The following is a 22,656-nucleotide window of genomic DNA, read 5'->3' as shown; positions in this document are numbered from 1 at the left end:
AGGATTGATTGGTTGCAGGCTTTTCCTGCAGACACAAAAAACCGGGCACAAGGCCCGGTTCTTCGTTTCAGACTGACGTCTTACTCAGCGGATACAGCTTCGCCGCTGACAGCACGATCAACCAACTCGACGTACGCCATAGGAGCGTTGTCGCCAGCGCGGAAACCGCACTTGAGGATGCGCAGGTAGCCACCCTCACGGGTAGCGTAACGCTTGCCCAGGTCGTTGAAGAGCTTACCAACGATAGCTTTCGAACGAGTACGGTCGAAAGCCAGACGGCGGTTAGCCAGGCTGTCTGTCTTGGCCAAAGTGATCAGCGGCTCAGCAACGCGACGCAGTTCTTTAGCTTTCGGCAGTGTAGTTTTGATCAGCTCGTGCTCGAACAGCGACACCGCCATGTTTTGAAACATGGCCTTGCGGTGCGAGCTGGTGCGGCTCAGGTGACGACCACTTTTACGATGACGCATGGTTCATTCCTTACCAAACACAACGTTCGGTGATTACGACGATCAGGCAGTCGCCTTGTCGTCCTTCTTAAGACTTGCAGGCGGCCAGTTGTCGAGGCGCATGCCGAGGGACAGACCGCGGGAGGCCAGAACGTCCTTGATTTCGGTCAAGGATTTCTTGCCAAGGTTCGGAGTCTTCAACAGTTCTACTTCGGTACGCTGAATCAGGTCGCCGATGTAGTAAATGTTTTCCGCCTTAAGGCAGTTAGCCGAACGTACAGTCAGTTCCAGATCGTCAACCGGGCGAAGCAGGATCGGATCGATCTCGTCTTCTTGCTCGATTACCACTGGCTCACTGTCACCTTTGAGGTCGACGAACGCAGCCAACTGCTGTTGCAGAATGGTTGCAGCACGACGGATAGCCTCTTCAGGATCCAGGGTACCGTTGGTTTCCAGATCAATAACCAGCTTGTCCAGGTTAGTACGCTGCTCGACACGGGCGTTTTCCACCACGTATGCGATGCGGCGAACCGGGCTGAACGAAGAGTCAAGCTGCAAGCGACCGATGCTGCGGCTTTCGTCTTCATCGCTCTGACGCGAGTCTGCCGGTTCATAACCACGACCACGAGCTACGGTGAGCTTCATGTTCAGGGCGCCGTTAGACGCCAGGTTAGCGATTACGTGATCGGGGTTAACGATCTCGACATCATGATCCAGCTGAATATCGGCAGCGGTAACCACCCCCGAACCCTTCTTCGACAAGGTCAGCGTAACTTCGTCACGGCCGTGCAGCTTGATAGCCAGACCTTTAAGGTTCAACAGGATTTCAATTACGTCTTCCTGTACACCTTCGATGGCGCTGTACTCGTGGAGCACACCGTCAATCTCGGCCTCGACTACTGCACAGCCGGGCATTGAGGACAACAGGATGCGGCGCAGCGCGTTGCCCAGGGTGTGGCCAAAACCACGCTCGAGAGGCTCGAGAGTGATCTTGGCGCGGGTTGGACTGACAACCTGCACATCAATATGGCGGGGTGTCAGGAACTCATTTACCGAAATCTGCATGGATGCACCTATTTTCTAGCCCTTACTTGGAGTAGAGCTCGACAATCAGGCTTTCGTTGATGTCGGCGGACAGATCACTGCGAGCTGGAACGTTCTTGAAAACGCCCGACTTCTTCTCAGTGTCTACTTCTACCCATTCTACGCGGCCACGTTGGGCACACAGATCGAGAGCTTGGACAATGCGAAGTTGGTTCTTTGCTTTCTCGCGAATCGCGACCACGTCACCAGCACGAACCTGGTACGACGGGACGTTAACGGTCTGGCCGTTTACGCTAACGGATTTGTGCGATACCAGCTGACGGGATTCGGCACGAGTAGAGCCAAAACCCATACGGTATACAACGTTGTCCAGACGGCATTCGAGCAGTTGCAGCAGGTTTTCACCGGTTGCACCTTTCTTGCCAGCAGCTTCTTTGTAGTAGCCGCTGAACTGACGCTCGAGAACGCCGTAGATACGACGGACCTTCTGCTTTTCACGCAGTTGGGTGCCGTAGTCGGACTGGCGACCGCGGCGTTGGCCGTGGATACCAGGTGCTGCTTCGATGTTGCACTTAGATTCGATAGCGCGCACGCCGCTCTTCAGGAAGAGATCGGTGCCTTCGCGACGAGCCAGTTTGCATTTTGGACCAATGTAACGAGCCATTCTTTACAATCTCCTGGATTACACGCGGCGCTTCTTCGGCGGACGGCACCCGTTGTGCGGGATTGGCGTCACGTCGGTGATGCTGGCGATCTTGTAGCCACAGCCGTTCAAAGCGCGGACTGCAGATTCACGACCTGGACCTGGACCCTTGACGTTAACGTCGAGGTTTTTCAGGCCGTATTCCAGCGCAGCTTGACCAGCACGTTCAGCAGCTACTTGAGCAGCGAACGGGGTGGACTTGCGAGAACCGCGGAAACCCGAACCACCGGAGGTTGCCCAGGAAAGAGCGTTACCTTGACGGTCGGTGATGGTCACGATGGTGTTGTTGAAAGACGCGTGGATGTGGGCGATGCCATCAACCACTGTCTTTTTAATCTTTTTACGAGGACGAGCAGCAGGTTTTGCCATGACTAAATTCCTGTCGATTCGCTGGTGCGATTACTTGCGGATCGGCTTACGCGGACCTTTGCGAGTACGCGCGTTGGTCTTGGTACGCTGACCGCGCACTGGAAGACCACGACGATGGCGCAGACCGCGGTAGCAGCCCAGATCCATCAAGCGTTTGATTTTCATGTTGATTTCGCGACGCAGGTCACCTTCAGTGGTGAACTTCGACACTTCGCCACGCAGCTGTTCAATTTGCTCGTCGCTCAGATCTTTGATCTTTGCCGCTGGGTTTACCCCAGTCACTGCACAGATTTTCTGCGCAGTAGTGCGACCAACACCATAGATGTAGGTCAGCGAGATAACAGTATGCTTGTTATCTGGAATGTTAACGCCTGCAATACGGGCCATTCAGTGGGACTCCAATTGACAGCTACCTACGCCCCGGAAGCCAAGAAATAGGGCGCGAGATAATATCGCTGTAATAACAAATAATCAACCCAGCAGCGCACTAGCTGCTGGGCTTGAAGCACAATCACACTCAGCCTTGGCGCTGTTTGTGACGCGGTTCCGCGCTGCAAATTACTCGAACAACACCTTCGCGGCGAATAATCTTGCAGTTACGGCACAGCTTTTTCACCGATGCACGAACTTTCATCACCAACTCCTCGAACCTTATGGGTCAGCGCAGCATGCCGCTGCCGTAACCCTTCAGGTTGGCTTTCTTCATCAGGGATTCGTACTGGTGCGAAACGAGGTGCGATTGTACTTGGGACATGAAGTCCATAACAACCACGACCACGATCAGCAACGAGGTCCCGCCAAGGTAGAACGGAACGTTTGCTGCAACCACCAGGAACTGGGGCAACAGGCAGACGGCCGTCATATATAGAGCACCGAACATGGTCAAGCGAGTCAAAACGCCATCAATATAGCGCGCAGACTGCTCACCTGGACGGATACCCGGAATAAAGGCACCGGACTTCTTCAGGTTTTCCGCTACGTCTTTCGGATTGAACATCAACGCCGTATAGAAGAAGCAGAAGAAAATAATCCCTGCACTAAACAGCAGAATATTCAACGGCTGACCAGGAGCGATCGACTGCGAGATGTCCTGCAACCAGCCCATACCTTCAGACTGACCGAACCAGGCACCCAACGAAGCCGGGAACAGCAAAATGCTGCTCGCGAAGATAGCAGGAATAACACCGGCCATATTCACTTTCAGCGGCAAGTGGCTAGTCTGCGCAGCAAAAACCTTGCGACCCTGCTGACGCTTGGCGTAGTGAACAGCAATACGACGCTGACCACGCTCAATGAACACCACAAAACCGATAATCGCTACTGCCAGCAAACCGATAGCAACCAGGGCGAAGATGTTGATATCACCCTGACGTGCAGACTCGAAAGACTGCCCAATTGCCCTCGGAAGACCGGCAACGATACCTGCGAAAATCAACATCGAGATACCGTTACCAACACCACGCTCAGTAATCTGCTCACCCAGCCACATCATGAACATCGCACCAGCCACAAAAGTGGATACCGCGACGAAATGGAAGCCAAAGTCACCAGTGAACGCAACGCCCTGCCCGGCCAGACCAACGGACATGCCGATAGCCTGAACCAGAGCGAGGACGACGGTGCCGTAGCGGGTGTACTGGCTAATCTTGCGACGGCCAGCTTCACCTTCCTTCTTCAACTGCTCCAGCTGCGGGCTGACGGCGGTCATCAGCTGCATGATGATCGATGCCGAAATGTACGGCATGATCCCCAGTGCAAAGATGCTCATCCGCTCCAGCGCGCCGCCGGAAAACATGTTGAACAAGCTAAGAATGGTCCCCTCATTCTGTCGAAACAGGTCCGCGAGTCGGTCCGGGTTGATACCTGGAACCGGGATGTGTGCGCCTATTCGGTAGACGATAATCGCCAGGAACAGAAAACGCAGACGAGCCCAGAGTTCAGACATACCGCCTTTGCCGAGCGCAGAGAGAGCACCTTGCTTAGCCATTTATTCCTCGAACTTGCCGCCAGCTGCTTCGATAGCCGCACGCGCACCTTTGGTGGCGCCGATTCCCTTTCCGATGGTGACAGCGCGAGTAACTTCGCCGGACAGCATGATTTTCACACGCTGAACGTTGACGTTGATCACGTTGGCATCTTTCAGGGACTGCACGGTGACGATGTCGCCATCCACTTTAGCCAGTTCGGACAGACGCACTTCTGCGCGATCCATGGCTTTCAGGGAAACGAAACCGAATTTCGGCAGGCGACGATGCAGCGGCTGTTGGCCGCCTTCAAAGCCTGGAGCGATAGTGCCACCGGAGCGGGAGCTTTGACCTTTGTGGCCACGGCCACCGGTCTTACCCAAACCACTACCGATACCACGGCCCGGACGATGCTTTTCGCGACGGGAACCCGGCGCTGGACTCAGATCATTGAGTTTCATCGATTAACCCTCTACACGCAGCATGTAGTAAGCCTTGTTGATCATCCCGCGATTCTCGGGAGTATCCTGGACTTCTACAGTGTGACCGATGCGACGCAGACCCAAACCCTTAACGCACAGTTTGTGGTTAGGGATGCGGCCGGTCATGCTTTTGATCAGCGTTACTTTTACGGTAGCCATGATCAGAAGATCTCCTTGACACTTTTGCCGCGCTTGGCAGCAATGGATTCAGGAGACTGCATTGCTTTCAAACCTTTGAAAGTGGCGTGAACCACGTTTACCGGGTTAGTCGAGCCGTAGCACTTGGCCAGAACGTTCTGAACGCCAGCAACTTCGAGGACAGCACGCATAGCGCCGCCAGCGATGATACCGGTACCTTCAGAAGCAGGCTGCATGTACACCTTCGAAGCGCCGTGAGCGGACTTCATTGCGTACTGCAGAGTGGTGCCGTTCAGATCAACTTGGATCATGTTGCGGCGAGCAGCTTCCATTGCCTTCTGGATCGCAGCAGGCACTTCACGCGACTTGCCACGGCCGAAGCCAACACGGCCCTTACCATCACCAACCACGGTCAACGCGGTGAAAGTGAAGATACGGCCGCCTTTAACGGTTTTGGCTACGCGGTTAACTTGAACCAGCTTCTCAATGTAGCCTTCGTCGCGCTTTTGGTCGTTATTTGACATAACTTAGAACTCCAGCCCAGCTTCACGAGCAGCATCAGCCAGCGCCTTGACGCGGCCGTGGTACTTGAAGCCAGAGCGGTCGAAAGCCACCTGCGAGACGCCAGCGGCTTTTGCACGCGTAGCGACCAGCTGGCCAACCTTAGTGGCCGCGTCGATGTTGCCAGTGGCCCCATCACGCAGTTCTTTATCCAAAGTCGAGGCGCTTGCCAGGACTTTGTTGCCGTCGGCCGAGATGACCTGGGCGTAGATGTGCTGCGACGAGCGGAACACGCAGAGACGCACGACTTCGAGTTCGTGCATTTTCAGGCGTGCTTTGCGAGCGCGACGCAGTCGAGTAACTTTTTTGTCGGTCATTTGCTATGCCCTACTTCTTCTTGGCTTCTTTACGACGGACGACTTCGTCCGCGTAGCGCACACCTTTGCCTTTGTACGGCTCTGGTGGACGGAAGTCGCGGATCTCAGCGGCCACTTGACCTACCAGCTGCTTATCGATGCCCCGGATCAGGATATCGGTCTGGCTAGGAGTCTCAGCGGTGATGCCTTCCGGCAGCTCGTAATCCACTGGGTGCGAGAAGCCAAGGGCCAGGTTCAGCACCGTGCCTTTTGCTTGCGCTTTGTAACCAACACCGACCAGCTGGAGCTTACGCTCGAAGCCTTGGCTTACGCCTTGGACCATGTTGTTTACCAACGCACGAGTGGTACCGGCCATTGCGCGAGTTTGTTGATCGCCATTGCGAGCAGCGAAACGCAGCTCACCAGCTTCTTCAACAATCTCAACGGACGAATGGATGTTCAGTTCGAGAGTACCCTTGGCACCCTTCACCGAAAGCTGTTGGCCTGCGAATTTGACTTCGACACCGGCTGGCAGCTTAACGGGGTTCTTAGCGACGCGTGACATGCTTATCCCCCCTTAGAACACAGTGCAAAGAACTTCGCCGCCGACACCGGCAGCGCGCGCAGCACGATCCGTCATCACACCTTTGTTGGTGGAGACGATAGACACGCCGAGACCGCCACGAACTTTCGGCAGATCTTCAACGGACTTGTACTGACGCAGGCCTGGACGGCTAACGCGCTTCACTTCCTCGATGACCGGACGGCCCTCGAAGTACTTCAGCTCGATGGACAGCAGTGGTTTGATTTCGCTGCTGATCTGATAACCCGCAATGTAGCCTTCGTCTTTCAGGACTTTGGCAACAGCTACCTTCAACGTGGAAGATGGCATGCTTACGACGGACTTTTCAGCCATCTGGGCATTACGGATTCGAGTTAGCATGTCCGCTAACGGGTCCTGCATACTCATGGGCTAGACGCTCCTAATACAAAAAAATTAGCCTTGCGGCTACTACGTGTCGCCGAGAATCTCCGGGCATAAAAAACACGGGCTCAGGCGAGCCGCGTATCTTAGACATATTCCAGAAATGAAACAAGCCCCAATAGGGGCTTGATCCAGATTCAAGGCCACCGGTGGTCAGGATCTTGCGAACCTGAACACCGAGACTTTGACAGTACTTACCAGCTGGCTTTAACCAGACCTGGTACGTCACCACGCATTGCCGCTTCACGCAGTTTGTTACGGCCGAGGCCGAACTTGCGGTAAACGCCGTGTGGACGACCGGTCAGGCGGCAGCGGTTACGCATGCGCGCAGCGCTTGCGTCACGTGGCTGCTTCTGCAGGGCAACTGTAGCTTCCCAACGTGCTTCTGGACTTGCGTTCAGATCAACGATGATAGCTTTCAGTGCTGCACGCTTTTTGGCGTACTTGGCAACCGTGAGCTGACGCTTCAGCTCGCGATTTTTCATGCTCTTCTTGGCCATTTTCCTACTCCAATCAGTTGCGGAACGGGAATTTGAATGCACGCAGCAGAGCGCGGCCTTCATCATCGTTCTTGGCAGTGGTGGTCAGGGTGATGTCCAGACCGCGGAGAGCATCGATCTTGTCGTAGTCGATTTCCGGGAAAATGATCTGCTCTTTAACGCCCATGCTGTAGTTGCCACGACCATCGAAGGACTTGGCATTCAGGCCGCGGAAGTCGCGAACCCGAGGCAGGGAGATCGACAGCAGACGATCCAGGAACTCGTACATACGCTCACGGCGCAGGGTCACCTTGACGCCGATCGGCCAACCTTCACGGACTTTAAAGCCAGCGATGGATTTCCGAGCGTAGGTCACAACGACTTTCTGGCCGGTGATCTTTTCCAGGTCAGCAACAGCGTGCTCGATGACTTTTTTGTCGCCGATCGCTTCGCCCAGACCCATGTTCAGGGTGATTTTGGTAACGCGCGGAACTTCCATCACGTTCGAAAGCTTAAGTTCTTCCTTAAGTTTCGGTGCGATTTCCTTCCGGTAAATCTCTTTTAGTCGTGCCATGGTCTTCTACCTAGCAGTGTTCAAGCATCAACCGCTTTTTGGGTCGACTTGAAGACACGAATTTTCTTACCGTCTTCTACTTTGAAACCAACGCGGTCAGCCTTGTTGGTTTCGCCGTTGAAGATGGCGACGTTAGAAGCGTGCAGTGGCGCTTCTTTCTCGACGATACCGCCTTGTACGCCCGACATCGGGTTAGGCTTGGTATGACGCTTGACCAGGTTCAGACCACCAACGACCAGACGGTCATCAGCAAGAACCTTCAGCACCTTACCGCGCTTACCTTTGTCTTTGCCGGCGATCACGATGATCTCGTCGTCACGACGAATCTTTTGCATGTCGGATCTCCTTACAGCACTTCTGGGGCGAGCGAGACGATCTTCATGAACTTCTCAGTACGAAGTTCACGGGTCACTGGCCCAAAGATACGGGTGCCGATCGGCTCTTGCTTGTTGTTCAGAAGAACAGCAGCGTTGCCATCAAAGCGGATAATGGAGCCATCTGCACGGCGAACGCCGTGACGAGTGCGGACTACAACAGCAGTCATCACTTGGCCTTTTTTCACTTTACCGCGAGGAATTGCTTCCTTCACGGTAACTTTGATGATGTCACCGATACCAGCGTAACGACGATGGGAGCCACCCAGCACCTTGATGCACATAACGCGGCGAGCGCCGCTGTTATCGGCCACATCGAGCATGGATTGAGTCTGAATCATATAATTTCTCCGACCCCTAGTCCTTAGACTTCCACAGCGCGTTCGAGAACATCAACCAGTGCCCAAGACTTGGTCTTGGCCAGCGGACGAGTTTCACGAATAGTGACTTTGTCGCCGATGTGGCACTGATTGGTTTCGTCGTGCGCGTGCAGCTTAGTCGAACGCTTAACGTATTTACCGTAGATCGGGTGCTTAACGCGACGCTCGATCAAAACGGTGATGGTTTTGTCCATCTTGTCGCTGACAACACGGCCAGTCAGCGTACGGACAGTCTTTTCGGCTTCAGCCATGATCACTTACCTGCCTGCTGGTTGAGCACGTCTTCACGCGAGCGATGTCACGCTTAACTTGCGAGAGCAGATGAGACTGCCCCAACTGGCCAGTTGCTTTCTGCATACGCAGATTGAACTGGTCGCGCAGCAGGCCGAGCAGTTGCTCGTTCAGCTGCTGTGCGGATTTTTCACGAAGTTCATTCGCTTTCATCACATCACCGTCCGTTTAACAAAGGAGGTGGCGAGCGGCAGCTTTGCAGCAGCCAGGGCGAAAGCCTCACGCGCCAGCTCTTCAGAAACACCCTCGATTTCATACAGGACTTTACCTGGCTGAATCTGGGCAACCCAGTATTCGACGTTACCCTTACCTTTACCCATCCGAACTTCGAGTGGCTTCTTGGAAATAGGCTTGTCCGGGAATACACGGATCCAGATCTTGCCGCCACGTTTAACGTGACGGGTCAGTGCACGACGCGCTGACTCGATCTGACGAGCGGTGAGACGACCACGAGCTACAGACTTCAGCGCATATTCGCCGAAGCTGACTTTGCTACCGCGCAATGCCAAGCCACGGTTGTGGCCGGTCATCTGCTTGCGGAACTTCGTACGCTTAGGTTGCAACATTTGGCGTACCCCTTACTTAGCAGCTTTTTTACGAGGCGCTGGTGCTTGTGGCTTCAGCTCTTCTTGGCGACCACCAATTACTTCGCCTTTGAAGATCCAAACCTTTACACCGATCACACCATAAGTGGTGTGAGCTTCGTAGTTGGCATAGTCGATGTCGGCACGCAGGGTGTGCAGTGGCACACGACCTTCGCGATACCATTCAGTACGTGCGATTTCAGCACCGCCGAGACGACCGCTCACTTGGATTTTGATGCCTTTGGCACCAATGCGCATGGCGTTCTGTACAGCGCGCTTCATAGCGCGACGGAACATTACACGGCGCTCCAGCTGCTGAGCTACGCTCTGCGCAACCAGCATACCGTCGAGTTCCGGCTTACGGATCTCTTCGATATTGATGTGCACAGGCACACCCATTTGCTTGGTCAGGTCCTGACGCAGTTTCTCAACATCTTCACCTTTCTTCCCGATAACGATACCTGGACGAGCGGTGTGGATGGTGATACGTGCAGTTTGAGCCGGACGATGGATATCGATACGGCTTACGGACGCGCTTTTTAGTTTGTCTTGGAGATACTCACGCACCTTCAGATCAGCGAACAAATAGTCCGCATAAGTCCGACCGTCTGCGTACCAGACGGAGGTGTGCTCCTTGACGATTCCCAGGCGAATGCCAATGGGATGTACTTTCTGACCCATCTCTTCGACTCCGTTACTTGTCAGCAACCTTGACAGTGATATGGCAAGACCGCTTGACGATGCGATCAGCACGGCCTTTGGCACGTGGCATGATGCGCTTCAGCGAACGCCCTTCGTTGACGAAAACGGTGCTGACTTTAAGGTCATCAACGTCTGCGCCTTCGTTATGCTCGGCGTTGGCTACGGCCGACTCCAGCACTTTCTTCATGATCTCGGCGGCTTTCTTACTGCTGAAAGCCAACAGGTTGAGCGCTTCGCCCACCTTCTTCCCGCGGATCTGGTCGGCGACCAAGCGGGCTTTCTGGGCGGAGATTCGAGCGCCCGACAACTTAGCGGCTACTTCCATCGTTCCTTACCCCTTAACGCTTGGCTTTCTTGTCTGCCACGTGCCCACGATAAGTGCGGGTACCGGCAAACTCGCCCAGTTTGTGGCCGACCATGTCTTCGTTCACGAGAACTGGAACATGTTGACGACCGTTGTGTACTGCGATGGTCAGACCGACCATTTGTGGCAGGATCATGGAACGGCGCGACCAGGTCTTAACTGGTTTGCGATCGTTCTTTTCCGCCGCCACTTCGATCTTCTTCAGTAGGTGAAGATCAATAAAAGGACCTTTTTTCAGAGAACGTGGCACTGTCGTATCCCTCTATTTACTTGCGACGACGGACGATCATTTTGTCGGTACGCTTATTACCACGAGTCTTCGCGCCCTTAGTCGGGAAGCCCCATGGCGATACCGGATGACGACCACCAGAGGTACGACCTTCACCACCACCGTGTGGGTGGTCAACCGGGTTCATGGCAACACCACGAACGGTTGGGCGAACGCCACGCCAGCGTTTGGCACCAGCTTTACCCAGCGAACGCAGGCTGTGCTCGGAGTTCGAGACTTCACCCAGGGTCGCACGGCATTCAGCCAGGACTTTACGCATTTCACCAGAGCGCAGACGCAGGGTCACGTAGACACCTTCACGAGCGATCAGCTGGGCCGAAGCACCTGCCGAACGAGCGATTTGCGCGCCTTTACCTGGCTTCAGTTCGATGCCGTGTACGGTGCTACCAACTGGAATGTTACGCAGTTGCAGAGCGTTGCCCGGCTTGATCGGCGCCAAGGCACCTGCGATCAGCTGGTCGCCAGCACTCACGCCTTTAGGGGCGATGATGTAGCGGCGCTCGCCGTCTGCGTACAGCAGCAAAGCGATGTGAGCAGTACGGTTTGGATCGTATTCGATACGCTCGACAGTGGCAGCGATGCCATCTTTGTCGTTGCGACGGAAATCGACCAGACGATAATGCTGCTTATGGCCACCACCGATGTGACGAGTGGTAATACGACCATTGTTGTTACGACCACCAGTCTTCGATTTTTTCTCGAGCAGCGGTGCGTGAGGAGCGCCTTTATGCAGCTCCTGGTTGACCACCTTGACCACAAAACGGCGGCCAGGGGAAGTCGGTTTGCATTTAACGATTGCCATGATGCACCCCTTCCTTACTCAGCACTGCTGCTGAAATCGAGATCTTGGCCTGGCTGAAGGGAGATAACTGCCTTCTTCCAGTCATTACGCTTGCCCAGACCGCGAGCAGTGCGCTTGCTCTTACCCAGAACATTCAGGGTAGTAACACGCTCTACTTTCACGCTGAACAGGCTTTCGACGGCCTTCTTGATTTCCAGCTTGGTTGCGTCAGTTGCAACCTTGAAAACGAACTGGCCTTTCTTGTCAGCCAGAACCGTAGCCTTCTCGGAAACGTGCGGGCCAAGCAGAACTTTAAATACGCGTTCCTGGTTCATCCCAGCAGCTCCTCGAATTTCTTCACGGCCGACACGGTGATCAACACCTTGTCGTATGCGATCAGACTAACTGGATCGGAACCTTGCACGTCACGTACATCAACGTGTGGCAGGTTACGAGCAGCCAGGTACAGGTTCTGATCAACTACTTCAGACACGATCAAGACGTCAGTCAGGCCCATGCCGGTCAGTTTGTTCAGCAGATCTTTGGTCTTCGGTGCATCAACAGCGAAGTCCTGAACCACAACCAGACGATCAGTACGCACGAGTTCAGCAAGGATGGAGCGCAGTGCTGCGCGATACATCTTCTTGTTGAGCTTCTGAGTGTGATCCTGTGGACGAGCTGCGAAAGTGGTACCGCCGCCACGCCAGATTGGGCTACGGATAGTACCGGCACGAGCACGGCCAGTACCTTTCTGACGCCATGGGCGCTTACCGCCACCACGAACGTCGGAACGGGTCTTTTGCTGCTTGCTACCTTGACGGCCGCCGGCCATGTAGGCCACGACTGCTTGGTGAACCAGCGTCTCGTTGAATTCGCCGCCAAATGTCAGTTCGGAAACTTCGATCGCTTGAGCGTCATTTACATTTAATTGCATGTCAGCTTCCCCTTAACCGCGAGCCTTGGCTGCTGGACGTACAACCAAGTTGCCGCCAGTAGCGCCAGGAACAGCGCCCTTGACCAACAACAGATTGCGTTCAGCGTCCACGCGCACTACTTCAAGGGACTGCACGGTCACGCGCTCAGCGCCCATATGACCGGACATTTTCTTGCCCTTGAATACACGACCAGGAGTCTGGCACTGGCCGATAGAGCCTGGAACGCGGTGGGACACGGAGTTACCGTGGGTATTATCTTGCCCGCGGAAGTTCCAACGCTTGATCGTACCCTGGAAGCCTTTACCTTTGGACTGACCGGTTACATCAACCAGTTGACCAGCAGCGAAGATCTCAGCGTTGATCAGATCGCCGGCCTGGTAGTCGCCTTCTTCAAGACGGAATTCCATTACGGTACGACCAGCGGCAACGTTCGCCTTGGCGAAGTGGCCAGCTTGAGCAGCTGTAACACGCGAAGCACGACGCTCGCCTACAGTGACTTGCACTGCACGATAGCCATCGGTCTCTTCAGTTTTGAACTGGGTGACGCGATTCGGCTCGATCTCAATGACCGTGACCGGAATGGAGACACCTTCTTCGGTGAAAATACGGGTCATACCGCATTTACGACCGACTACACCAATAGTCATGTTGTAAACCTCATGAGTGTACGGGGCTTTCACCCGCTATGGCCGCCCATTTCAGAGCGTTACACGACTAAGACCGAGTCTTAGCCGAGGCTGATCTGCACTTCCACACCGGCCGCAAGATCAAGCTTCATAAGAGCATCAACGGTTTTATCCGTTGGCTGGACGATGTCCAGAACGCGCTTATGAGTACGGATCTCGTACTGGTCACGCGCGTCTTTGTTGACGTGCGGGGAGACCAGAACGGTGAACCGCTCTTTACGGGTAGGCAGTGGAATTGGACCACGCACTTGAGCACCAGTACGTTTCGCGGTTTCCACGATTTCCTGGGTGGATTGGTCGATCAGGCGATGGTCAAAAGCCTTCAACCTGATACGGATTTGCTGATTTTGCATTGGATTTCAGACTCCGGCTGCTATTCCCACCGAGCGCAATACGCCCGTTAAAAGGAGGCGCAATTCTATAGACGGGCCAACAGAGTGTCAACCCAATAAAAAACCCCCGCCAGCGGAGACCGCTAGCGGGGGCTTTTTAATCAATCAACGCTTAGGCGATGATTTTGGCTACGACGCCAGCGCCGACGGTACGACCGCCTTCACGAATAGCGAAACGCAGACCATCTTCCATTGCGATGGTTTTGATCAGGGTGACAACCATTTTGATGTTGTCGCCTGGCATTACCATTTCAACGCCTTCCGGCAGTTCGCAGTTACCGGTCACGTCAGTGGTCCGGAAGTAGAACTGTGGACGGTAGCCTTTGAAGAACGGAGTGTGACGACCGCCTTCTTCTTTGCTCAGCACGTACACTTCAGCTTCGAAGGTAGTGTGCGGCTTAACCGAACCTGGCTTGACCAGAACCTGGCCACGCTCTACGTCGTCACGCTTGGTGCCGCGCAGCAGCACGCCGCAGTTCTCGCCAGCACGACCTTCGTCGAGCAGCTTACGGAACATTTCAACACCGGTGCAGGTGGTGACAGTAGTGTCACGCAGACCAACGATTTCCAGTGGATCCTGAACCTTGACGATACCGCGCTCGATACGGCCAGTTACAACAGTACCGCGCCCGGAGATCGAGAATACGTCTTCGATTGGCATCAGGAACGGCTTGTCGATAACACGAACTGGATCTGGAATGTAGCTGTCCAGAGTCTCAACCAGTTTACGAACGGCAGTGGTGCCCATTTCGTTGTCGTCTTGGCCGTTCAGAGCCATCAGAGCGGAACCGATGATGATCGGAGTGTCGTCACCTGGGAAGTCGTAAGTGCTCAGCAGATCGCGCACTTCCATCTCAACCAGTTCCAGCAGCTCAGCGTCGTCAACCATGTCAGCCTTGTTCAGGAAGACAACGATGTACGGAACGCCAACCTGACGGGACAGCAGGATGTGCTCACGGGTTTGTGGCATCGGACCATCAGCGGCCGAACAAACCAGAATAGCGCCGTCCATCTGAGCAGCACCGGTGATCATGTTCTTCACATAGTCAGCGTGACCTGGGCAGTCAACGTGAGCGTAGTGACGGATCAGCGAGTTGTATTCAACGTGCGCGGTGTTGATGGTGATACCACGAGCCTTCTCTTCTGGAGCGCTGTCGATCTTGTCGAAAGCAACAACAGCCGAGCCGAAAACTTCGGAGCAGACGCGAGTCAGAGCAGCGGTCAGCGTGGTTTTACCGTGGTCAACGTGACCAATGGTGCCAACGTTGACGTGCGGGAGGGTACGGTCAAATTTTTCTTTAGCCACGACAATTAACTCCTTGCCTAAAGGACTGAATCAGCCTTGTTTTTTGGTGACAGTTTCGACGATGTGCGCCGGAGCTGTATCGTATTTTTTGAATTCCATAGAGTAGCTTGCGCGACCCTGGGACATGGAACGGACGTCGGTCGCATAACCGAACATCTCACCCAGCGGAACCTCGGCGCGAATAACCTTGCCGGATACCGTGTCTTCCATACCCTGGATCATGCCACGACGACGGTTAAGGTCGCCCATCACATCACCCATATAGTCTTCAGGCGTAACAACCTCTACCGCCATGATCGGCTCAAGCAGCTCACCACCACCTTTGGTAGCCAATTGCTTGGTAGCCATGGAAGCAGCAACCTTAAACGCCATCTCGTTGGAGTCGACGTCATGGTAAGAACCATCGAACACGGTAGCCTTCAGGCCGATCAGCGGATAGCCGGCAACAACACCGTTCTTCATCTGCTCTTCGATACCCTTCTGGATTGCCGGGATGTATTCCTTAGGAACCACACCACCAACAACTTCGTTCAGGAATTGCAGACCTTCCTGACCTTCGTCAGCAGGAGCAAAACGAATCCAGCAATGGCCGAACTGGCCACGACCGCCGGACTGACGAACGAACTTACCTTCGATCTCACAGCTCTTCGTGATGCGCTCACGATAGGAAACCTGAGGCTTACCGATGTTGGCTTCGACGTTGAACTCACGGCGCATCCGGTCAACCAGGATGTCCAGGTGCAACTCGCCCATGCCGGAGATGATCGTCTGACCAGTCTCTTCATCAGTTTTGACGCGGAAAGATGGATCTTCCTGAGCAAGCTTGCCCAGAGCGATACCCATTTTTTCCTGGTCATCCTTGGTCTTAGGCTCAACGGCAACCGAAATAACCGGCTCCGGGAAGTCCATGCGAACCAGGATGATTGGCTTGTCAGCGGTGCACAAGGTTTCACCAGTGGTGACGTCCTTCATGCCGATCAAGGCCGCGATGTCACCAGCGCGTACTTCCTTGATTTCTTCACGGGCGTTTGCGTGCATTTGCACCATACGACCCACGCGCTCTTTCTTGCCTTTAACCGAGTTGATAACGCCGTCGCCGGAGCTCAACACGCCCGAGTAAACTCGAACGAAGGTCAAAGTACCCACGAATGGGTCAGTAGCGATCTTGAACGCCAGAGCCGAGAACGGCTCGCTGTCGTCTGCATGACGCTCCAGTTCGATAGTCTCGTCATCCGGGTCAGTACCCTTGATGGCAGGAATGTCGACCGGTGCAGGCAGGTAGTCGATAACGGCGTCGAGAACCAGGGGAACACCCTTGTTCTTGAAGGAAGAACCGCAAACAGCCAAGACGATTTCGCCAGCGATAGTACGCTGACGCAGAGCAGCCTTGATTTCTTCGACGGTGAGTTCTTCACCCTCGAGGTACTTGTTCATCAGATCTTCGTTGGCTTCGGCAGCAGCCTCAACCATGTTGCTACGCCACTCTTCAGCCAGTTCCAGCATATCTGCAGGAATAGCTTCGCGACGTGGCACCATGCCTTTATCAGCATCGTCCCAGTAAACCGCTTCCATGCTCATCAGATCGATCTGACCACGGAAGTTGTCTTCGGAACCGATAGCCAACTGGATAGGCACCGGAGTGTGACCCAGACGCTGTTTGATCTGAGCAACTACACGCAGGAAGTTAGCACCCGCGCGGTCCATCTTGTTTACGTAAACAAGACGTGGAACGCCGTACTTGTTGGCTTGACGCCATACGGTTTCCGACTGAGGCTCAACACCCGAGGTACCGCAGAACACAACTACCGCGCCGTCGAGTACGCGCAGGGAACGCTCAACTTCAATAGTGAAGTCTACGTGGCCCGGGGTATCGATTACGTTGAAACGGTATTTGTCGAACTGCTTGGCAGAACCCTGCCAGAAGGTGGTGATTGCAGCAGAAGTAATGGTAATACCACGCTCCTGCTCCTGCACCATCCAGTCGGTGGTCGCGGCGCCGTCATGCACCTCGCCCATCTTGTGGTTTACGCCGGTGTAAAAAAGGACGCGCTCGGTAGTGGTGGTTTTACCAGCATCCACGTGAGCAACGATACCAATGTTACGGTAGCGGTTAATCGGAGTAGTACGAGCCATAAAGCCCTCGCAAAATTAGTGACGCTGAAATTAGAAGCGGTAGTGCGAGAAAGCTTTGTTAGCTTCGGCCATACGGTGCACGTCTTCACGCTTCTTAACAGCAGCACCTTTACCTTCAGCAGCATCCAACAGTTCGCCAGCCAAACGCAGAGCCATAGACTTCTCGCCGCGCTTACGGGCGAAGTCTACCAACCAGCGCATTGCCAGGGCGTTACGACGGGACGGACGAACTTCGACCGGAACCTGGTAAGTAGCACCGCCTACACGGCGCGACTTCACTTCGACCAGCGGAGCGATGGCGTCGAGAGCTTTCTCGAAGATTTCCAGGGGGTCGCTGTTCTTGCGTTCTTTAACCTTTTCCAGCGCGCCATAAACGATACGCTCGGCAACGGCTTTCTTGCCGCTTTCCATTACGTGGTTCATGAACTTGGCCAGAATTTGGCTTCCGTATTTTGGATCGTCAAGCACTTCGCGCTTGGCTGCTACGCGTCTTCTTGGCATGGATAAGCCCTCAAACGGTCTTCAGGTTCGCTCGGAATCATTGCCCTTTCGGGACGCCTCCGACCTTACTCTTATCGACTCAGAAAATAAGATGATTCAGTTTTTACAAAAAGCCGCTACTACTTAGGCTTCTTGGTACCGTACTTCGAACGACCTTGGTTACGACCTTTAACGCCGGAGGTATCCAGGGAGCCGCGAACGGTGTGGTAACGAACACCTGGCAAGTCTTTTACACGACCGCCGCGGATCAGTACCACGCTGTGCTCTTGCAGGTTGTGGCCTTCACCGCCGATGTACGAGGAAACCTCGAAACCGTTGGTCAGACGCACACGGCATACTTTACGCAGTGCCGAGTTAGGTTTTTTCGGCGTAGTGGTATACACGCGAGTGCACACGCCACGACGTTGCGGGCAGTTCTGCAGCGCAGGCACGTCGGATTTCTCGACGATACGCTTACGCGGCTGACGTACCAGCTGGTTGATAGTTGCCATCTACTAGCTCCACTGTTGTCTTTCGACATAAACAAAATGGCAGAGCACAAGCTCCACCAAATTTAGGGGTACAAGAGTCTAAAGAGGATCTTGTCCCCAGTCAAGGCAAGGCCCCGACCTCATCGCTCAACTCGCCAGGGTAAAAACACCTTGGCGGGTTGCTCGATGAAGGCCAGGGCCCTATCTCAACCTACTGCAGACCTCAGTTGCCGCTGGAGTTCAGCGCTTCGGTCAGTGCAGCTTCAACTTCACTTGCGCTTACGCGCAGCGGCTTGTCTGCTTCACGACGACGCTTACGCTCGCTGTGATACGCCAGGCCGGTACCGGCTGGGATCAGACGACCCACAACCACGTTCTCTTTCAGGCCGCGCAGGTAATCGCGCTTGCCGGTTACCGCCGCTTCGGTCAGTACGCGAGTGGTCTCTTGGAAAGAGGCCGCCGAGATGAACGATTCGGTGGACAACGACGCCTTGGTGATACCCAGCAGCACACGAGTAAATTTGGAAACAAATTTATCGTCGCCAGCCAGACGCTCGTTTTCTACCAGTACGTGAGTCAACTCCATCTGGTCGCCCTTGATGAAGGTGGAATCGCCAGATTCAGCGATCTCAACCTTACGCAGCATCTGACGCAGAATGGTCTCGATGTGCTTATCGTTGATCTTCACGCCTTGCAGACGGTAAACGTCCTGGATCTCGTTAACGATGTACTTGGCCAGTGCACTCACACCCAGCAGACGCAAGATGTCGTGTGGATCGCTTGGACCGTCGGAAATAACTTCGCCGCGGTTCACTTGCTCGCCTTCGAAGACGTTCAGGTGACGCCACTTTGGAATCAGCTCTTCGTACGGATCGGTACCGTCGTTCGGGGTGATAACCAGACGGCGCTTGCCTTTGGTCTCTTTACCGAACGCGATGGTGCCGCTGACTTCAGCCAGAATCGACGCTTCTTTCGGACGACGAGCTTCGAACAAGTCGGCAACACGCGGCAGACCACCGGTGATGTCACGGGTCTTCGAAGTTTCTTGCGGGATACGAGCGATAACATCACCGATCGCGATCTTCGCACCATCCGCTACACCGACCAGGGCGTTGGCTGGCAGGAAGTACTGAGCGATAACGTCAGTACCTGGCAGCAACAGATCCTTGCCGTTGTCATCGACCATCTTCACAGCAGGACGAATGTCCTTGCCGGCAGCTGGACGATCTTTCGCGTCGAGTACTTCAATGTTGGTCATACCGGTCAATTCGTCAGTCTGACGCTTGATCGTGATGCCTTCTTCCATGCCCACGTAGGTCACGGTACCTTTCATTTCGGTAACGATTGGGTGAGTGTGCGGATCCCACTTGGCCACGATTGCGCCAGCGTCGACCTTGTCACCTTCTTTAACCGAAATCACAGCACCGTACGGCAGCTTGTAACGCTCGCGCTCACGACCGAAGTCATCAGCGATTGCCAGCTCACCGGAACGGGACACAGCAACCAAGTGACCATCCACTCGCTCAACGTGCTTCAGGTTATGCAGACGGACGGTACCGCCATTCTTCACCTGAACGCTGTCAGCTGCGGAGGTCCGGCTTGCCGCACCACCGATGTGGAACGTACGCATTGTCAGCTGGGTACCCGGCTCACCGATCGACTGAGCAGCGATAACGCCGACAGCTTCACCGATGTTCACCTGGTGACCACGAGCCAAGTCACGGCCGTAGCACTTGGCGCAAATGCCGTAGCGGGTTTCGCAGCTGATCGGCGAACGCACGATCACTTCGTCGATGCTGTTCAGCTCGATGAACTCGACCCACTTCTCATCTACCAGGGTGCCGGCAGGAACGATAACTTCCTCGGTACCCGGCTTGAATACGTCACGGGCAATAACACGACCCAATACGCGCTCACCCAGCGGCTCTACAACGTCACCGCCTTCAATGTGCGGAGTCATCAACAGGCCGTGCTCGGTGCCGCAATCGATCTCGGTTACAACCAGATCCTGCGCCACGTCTACCAGACGACGAGTCAGGTAACCGGAGTTCGCAGTTTTCAACGCGGTATCCGCCAAACCTTTACGAGCACCGTGAGTCGAGATGAAGTACTGAAGTACGCTCAAACCTTCACGGAAGTTCGCAGTAATCGGCGTTTCAATGATGGAGCCGTCCGGCTTGGCCATCAGGCCACGCATACCGGCGAGCTGACGGATCTGCGCAGCAGAACCCCGTGCGCCCGAGTCGGCCATCATGTACATCGAGTTGAACGATTCTTGCTCGACTTCGACACCATTGCGGTCGATGACTTTCTCTTTCGAGAGGTTGGCCATCATCGCCTTGGAAACTTCGTCGTTCGCTTTCGACCAAAGGTCGATCACTTTGTTGTACTTCTCGCCCTGGGTTACCAGGCCGGAGGCGTACTGGCTTTCGATCTCTTTCACTTCGTCGGTAGCAGCACCGATGATGCGGGCTTTTTCATCCGGGATAACGAAGTCGTTAACACCGATGGAAACGCCGGAAATGGTTGAATAAGCAAAACCGGTGTACATCAACTGGTCAGCGAAGATCACGGTCTCTTTCAGACCAACCACGCGGTAGCACTGGTTGATCAGCTTGGAGATCGCCTTTTTCTTCATCGGCAGGTTGACGACGTCGAAGGACAGACCTTTAGGCACAACCTGGAACAGCAGCGCACGGCCGACAGTGGTGTCGACAATACGGGTGCCGCTCACGCTGCCGCCATCACGATCGTTAACGGTTTCGTTGATACGAACCTTGATCTTGGCGTGCAGCGCAGCTTCGCCGGCGCGGAATACGCGGTCGACTTCCTGCAGGTCAGCGAAGATACGACCTTCGCCCTTGGCATTGATCGCTTCACGGGTCATGTAATACAGACCCAATACAACGTCCTGCGACGGAACGATGATTGGCTCACCGTTGGCTGGCGACAGAATGTTGTTGGTCGACATCATCAACGCACGCGCTTCCAACTGGGCTTCCAGCGTCAGCGGTACGTGCACGGCCATTTGGTCGCCGTCGAAGTCGGCGTTGTACGCAGCACAGACCAACGGGTGCAGCTGGATAGCCTTACCTTCGATCAGTACCGGTTCAAACGCCTGGATACCCAGACGGTGAAGGGTCGGTGCACGGTTGAGAAGCACTGGGTGTTCGCGGATTACTTCAGCGAGTACGTCCCAAACCTCTGGCAGCTCACGCTCGACCATCTTCTTGGCAGCTTTGATGGTGGTAGCGAGACCACGCATTTCCAGCTTGCCGAAAATGAACGGCTTGAACAGCTCGAGAGCCATCTTCTTCGGCAGACCGCACTGGTGCAGACGCAGGGTCGGACCTACGGTAATTACCGAACGACCCGAGTAGTCAACACGCTTACCGAGCAAGTTCTGACGGAAACGACCTTGCTTACCCTTGATCATGTCAGCCAAGGATTTCAGAGGACGCTTGTTGGAACCCGTGATAGCGCGGCCACGACGACCGTTGTCGAGCAACGCGTCGACGGCTTCCTGCAACATACGTTTTTCGTTGCGCACGATGATGTCCGGAGCGGACAGATCAAGCAGGCGCTTCAAACGGTTGTTACGGTTGATCACTCGACGATACAGATCGTTGAGGTCGGAAGTCGCGAAGCGACCGCCATCCAGCGGGACCAGTGGACGCAGATCTGGCGGCAGAACCGGCAGAACGGTCAGCACCATCCACTCTGGCAGGTTGCCGGAACCCTGGAAGGCTTCCATCAACTTCAGACGCTTGGACAGCTTCTTGATTTTGGTTTCGGAGTTGGTTTGCGGAATCTCTTCACGCAGACGACCAATCTCGTGCTCCAGATCGATAGCGTGCAACAGCTCACGAACAGCTTCGGCACCCATGCGGGCATCGAAATCGTCACCGAACTCTTCCAGCGCTTCGAAGTACTGCTCGTCGTTCAGCAGCTGACCCTTTTCAAGGGTGGTCATACCTGGATCGATAACGACATAGCTCTCGAAGTAGAGAACGCGTTCGATATCACGCAGGGTCATGTCCATCAGCAAGCCGATACGGGACGGCAGCGATTTCAGGAACCAGATATGGGCAACTGGAGAAGCCAGTTCGATGTGCGCCATGCGCTCACGACGAACCTTGGCCAGTGCAACTTCAACGCCGCACTTCTCGCAGATCACACCGCGGTGTTTCAGGCGCTTGTACTTACCGCACAGGCACTCGTAATCCTTAACCGGGCCAAAGATCTTGGCGCAGAACAGGCCGTCACGCTCGGGTTTGAACGTACGGTAGTTGATGGTTTCCGGCTTTTTAACTTCACCGAACGACCACGAACGGATCATCTCAGGCGATGCCAATCCGATACGGATGGCGTCGAACTCTTCGACTTGACCCTGGTTTTTCAGCAAATTCAGTAGGTCTTTCAAGGCC

General features: G+C 54.7%; 32 protein-coding genes and 1 pseudogene. All 33 read right to left on the bottom strand.

Annotated features, from left to right (window positions below; translation table 11 throughout):
- Positions 1-80 precede the first annotated feature (80 nt).
- The 33 genes and pseudogenes from rplQ to rpoC all read right to left on the bottom strand — a co-directional run bounded on the left by rplQ (position 81) and on the right by rpoC (position 22,652).
- Positions 81-467 (bottom strand): 50S ribosomal protein L17, encoded by a 387-nt coding sequence (rplQ, locus tag ACOZJV_RS27590; protein ID WP_020297855.1) that lies wholly within the window; start codon positions 465-467, stop codon positions 81-83.
- Positions 468-509: 42 nt separating this feature from the next.
- A complete protein-coding gene (locus ACOZJV_RS27585; protein WP_003176403.1) occupies positions 510-1,511 on the bottom strand; it encodes a DNA-directed RNA polymerase subunit alpha in 1,002 nt (333 codons plus the stop codon).
- Positions 1,512-1,533: 22 nt separating this feature from the next.
- The gene (gene rpsD / locus ACOZJV_RS27580; protein WP_003210056.1) at positions 1,534-2,154 is read right to left on the bottom strand and encodes a 30S ribosomal protein S4; all 621 of its coding nucleotides are present in this window, start codon (positions 2,152-2,154) and stop codon (positions 1,534-1,536) included.
- Between the two features lie 18 nt (positions 2,155-2,172).
- Positions 2,173-2,562, bottom strand: a complete 390-nt coding sequence (rpsK, locus tag ACOZJV_RS27575; protein ID WP_007924177.1) for a 30S ribosomal protein S11 — start codon at positions 2,560-2,562, stop codon at positions 2,173-2,175.
- Positions 2,563-2,592: 30 nt separating this feature from the next.
- Positions 2,593-2,949, bottom strand: coding sequence for a 30S ribosomal protein S13 (rpsM, locus tag ACOZJV_RS27570; protein WP_020297854.1), 357 nt, complete (start codon positions 2,947-2,949; stop codon positions 2,593-2,595).
- A 130-nt stretch (positions 2,950-3,079) separates the two neighbouring features.
- Positions 3,080-3,196 (bottom strand): 50S ribosomal protein L36, encoded by a 117-nt coding sequence (gene rpmJ / locus ACOZJV_RS27565; RefSeq protein WP_002555468.1) that lies wholly within the window; start codon positions 3,194-3,196, stop codon positions 3,080-3,082.
- Positions 3,197-3,220: 24 nt separating this feature from the next.
- Entirely contained in the window at positions 3,221-4,549 is a 1,329-nt protein-coding gene (gene secY / locus ACOZJV_RS27560) for a preprotein translocase subunit SecY (RefSeq protein ID WP_007924182.1), read from the bottom strand.
- Positions 4,550-4,987, bottom strand: coding sequence for a 50S ribosomal protein L15 (gene rplO / locus ACOZJV_RS27555; protein WP_020297853.1), 438 nt, complete (start codon positions 4,985-4,987; stop codon positions 4,550-4,552). It abuts the gene before it with no gap.
- Positions 4,988-4,990: 3 nt separating this feature from the next.
- Positions 4,991-5,167 (bottom strand): 50S ribosomal protein L30, encoded by a 177-nt coding sequence (gene rpmD / locus ACOZJV_RS27550; protein WP_003176408.1) that lies wholly within the window; start codon positions 5,165-5,167, stop codon positions 4,991-4,993.
- Positions 5,168-5,169: 2 nt separating this feature from the next.
- On the bottom strand, positions 5,170-5,670 hold the full coding sequence (rpsE, locus tag ACOZJV_RS27545; RefSeq protein ID WP_003186035.1) for a 30S ribosomal protein S5: 501 nt from the start codon (positions 5,668-5,670) through the stop codon (positions 5,170-5,172).
- Between the two features lie 3 nt (positions 5,671-5,673).
- On the bottom strand, positions 5,674-6,024 hold the full coding sequence (gene rplR, locus ACOZJV_RS27540; protein ID WP_003186037.1) for a 50S ribosomal protein L18: 351 nt from the start codon (positions 6,022-6,024) through the stop codon (positions 5,674-5,676).
- 10 nt (positions 6,025-6,034) lie between these two features.
- Positions 6,035-6,568 (bottom strand): 50S ribosomal protein L6, encoded by a 534-nt coding sequence (rplF, locus tag ACOZJV_RS27535; RefSeq protein WP_007896774.1) that lies wholly within the window; start codon positions 6,566-6,568, stop codon positions 6,035-6,037.
- Positions 6,569-6,580: 12 nt separating this feature from the next.
- Positions 6,581-6,973: a 30S ribosomal protein S8 gene (gene rpsH, locus ACOZJV_RS27530; protein WP_017848802.1), complete on the bottom strand. Its 393-nt coding sequence runs from the start codon at positions 6,971-6,973 to the stop codon at positions 6,581-6,583.
- A gap of 209 nt (positions 6,974-7,182) precedes the next feature.
- Positions 7,183-7,488: a 30S ribosomal protein S14 gene (gene rpsN / locus ACOZJV_RS27525; RefSeq protein WP_020297852.1), complete on the bottom strand. Its 306-nt coding sequence runs from the start codon at positions 7,486-7,488 to the stop codon at positions 7,183-7,185.
- Positions 7,489-7,501: 13 nt separating this feature from the next.
- The gene (rplE, locus tag ACOZJV_RS27520) at positions 7,502-8,041 is read right to left on the bottom strand and encodes a 50S ribosomal protein L5 (RefSeq protein ID WP_003210069.1); all 540 of its coding nucleotides are present in this window, start codon (positions 8,039-8,041) and stop codon (positions 7,502-7,504) included.
- Between the two features lie 20 nt (positions 8,042-8,061).
- A complete protein-coding gene (gene rplX, locus ACOZJV_RS27515) occupies positions 8,062-8,376 on the bottom strand; it encodes a 50S ribosomal protein L24 (RefSeq protein ID WP_007896770.1) in 315 nt (104 codons plus the stop codon).
- Positions 8,377-8,387: 11 nt separating this feature from the next.
- On the bottom strand, positions 8,388-8,756 hold the full coding sequence (gene rplN, locus ACOZJV_RS27510) for a 50S ribosomal protein L14 (protein WP_002555479.1): 369 nt from the start codon (positions 8,754-8,756) through the stop codon (positions 8,388-8,390).
- Between the two features lie 23 nt (positions 8,757-8,779).
- Positions 8,780-9,046 (bottom strand): 30S ribosomal protein S17, encoded by a 267-nt coding sequence (rpsQ, locus tag ACOZJV_RS27505; RefSeq protein ID WP_003176419.1) that lies wholly within the window; start codon positions 9,044-9,046, stop codon positions 8,780-8,782.
- 2 nt (positions 9,047-9,048) lie between these two features.
- Positions 9,049-9,239: pseudogene (gene rpmC, locus ACOZJV_RS27500) on the bottom strand (50S ribosomal protein L29).
- The gene (gene rplP / locus ACOZJV_RS27495) at positions 9,239-9,652 is read right to left on the bottom strand and encodes a 50S ribosomal protein L16 (RefSeq protein WP_019409905.1); all 414 of its coding nucleotides are present in this window, start codon (positions 9,650-9,652) and stop codon (positions 9,239-9,241) included. The pseudogene rpmC and the gene rplP overlap by 1 nt, the downstream one beginning before the upstream one ends.
- Positions 9,653-9,664: 12 nt before the next feature.
- Positions 9,665-10,351, bottom strand: coding sequence for a 30S ribosomal protein S3 (rpsC, locus tag ACOZJV_RS27490; RefSeq protein WP_003176422.1), 687 nt, complete (start codon positions 10,349-10,351; stop codon positions 9,665-9,667).
- 13 nt (positions 10,352-10,364) lie between these two features.
- Positions 10,365-10,697, bottom strand: coding sequence for a 50S ribosomal protein L22 (gene rplV / locus ACOZJV_RS27485; protein WP_003103908.1), 333 nt, complete (start codon positions 10,695-10,697; stop codon positions 10,365-10,367).
- 13 nt (positions 10,698-10,710) lie between these two features.
- Positions 10,711-10,986, bottom strand: coding sequence for a 30S ribosomal protein S19 (rpsS, locus tag ACOZJV_RS27480; protein ID WP_002555486.1), 276 nt, complete (start codon positions 10,984-10,986; stop codon positions 10,711-10,713).
- Positions 10,987-11,002: 16 nt separating this feature from the next.
- Positions 11,003-11,827 carry a 50S ribosomal protein L2 gene (rplB, locus tag ACOZJV_RS27475; protein ID WP_003210080.1) on the bottom strand — a complete coding sequence of 275 codons (825 nt, stop codon included), beginning with the start codon at positions 11,825-11,827 and terminating at the stop codon, positions 11,003-11,005.
- A gap of 14 nt (positions 11,828-11,841) precedes the next feature.
- The gene (gene rplW / locus ACOZJV_RS27470) at positions 11,842-12,141 is read right to left on the bottom strand and encodes a 50S ribosomal protein L23 (RefSeq protein WP_002555488.1); all 300 of its coding nucleotides are present in this window, start codon (positions 12,139-12,141) and stop codon (positions 11,842-11,844) included.
- On the bottom strand, positions 12,138-12,740 hold the full coding sequence (gene rplD / locus ACOZJV_RS27465; RefSeq protein ID WP_020297850.1) for a 50S ribosomal protein L4: 603 nt from the start codon (positions 12,738-12,740) through the stop codon (positions 12,138-12,140). Before rplD ends, rplW begins: the two co-directional genes overlap by 4 nt.
- Positions 12,741-12,752: 12 nt before the next feature.
- Entirely contained in the window at positions 12,753-13,388 is a 636-nt protein-coding gene (gene rplC / locus ACOZJV_RS27460; protein WP_007253310.1) for a 50S ribosomal protein L3, read from the bottom strand.
- Positions 13,389-13,468: 80 nt separating this feature from the next.
- Positions 13,469-13,780, bottom strand: coding sequence for a 30S ribosomal protein S10 (rpsJ, locus tag ACOZJV_RS27455; RefSeq protein ID WP_003186070.1), 312 nt, complete (start codon positions 13,778-13,780; stop codon positions 13,469-13,471).
- A 151-nt stretch (positions 13,781-13,931) separates the two neighbouring features.
- A complete protein-coding gene (gene tuf, locus ACOZJV_RS27450; RefSeq protein ID WP_008145495.1) occupies positions 13,932-15,125 on the bottom strand; it encodes an elongation factor Tu in 1,194 nt (397 codons plus the stop codon).
- Positions 15,126-15,155: 30 nt separating this feature from the next.
- The gene (gene fusA, locus ACOZJV_RS27445) at positions 15,156-17,258 is read right to left on the bottom strand and encodes an elongation factor G (protein WP_020297849.1); all 2,103 of its coding nucleotides are present in this window, start codon (positions 17,256-17,258) and stop codon (positions 15,156-15,158) included.
- Between the two features lie 30 nt (positions 17,259-17,288).
- A complete protein-coding gene (gene rpsG, locus ACOZJV_RS27440; protein ID WP_002555493.1) occupies positions 17,289-17,759 on the bottom strand; it encodes a 30S ribosomal protein S7 in 471 nt (156 codons plus the stop codon).
- 119 nt (positions 17,760-17,878) lie between these two features.
- On the bottom strand, positions 17,879-18,250 hold the full coding sequence (rpsL, locus tag ACOZJV_RS27435; protein ID WP_002555494.1) for a 30S ribosomal protein S12: 372 nt from the start codon (positions 18,248-18,250) through the stop codon (positions 17,879-17,881).
- A gap of 202 nt (positions 18,251-18,452) precedes the next feature.
- Positions 18,453-22,652, bottom strand: coding sequence for a DNA-directed RNA polymerase subunit beta' (rpoC, locus tag ACOZJV_RS27430; protein ID WP_020297848.1), 4,200 nt, complete (start codon positions 22,650-22,652; stop codon positions 18,453-18,455).
- Positions 22,653-22,656: the final 4 nt, after the last annotated feature.

The sequence above is a fragment of the Pseudomonas sp. QD4 genome (genome assembly GCF_049199125.1).
In the GTDB taxonomy this organism is placed as follows: domain Bacteria; phylum Pseudomonadota; class Gammaproteobacteria; order Pseudomonadales; family Pseudomonadaceae; genus Aquipseudomonas.
Note: the sequence above shows the minus strand (reverse complement) of the source record. Positions and strands in the feature narration are given on the sequence as shown.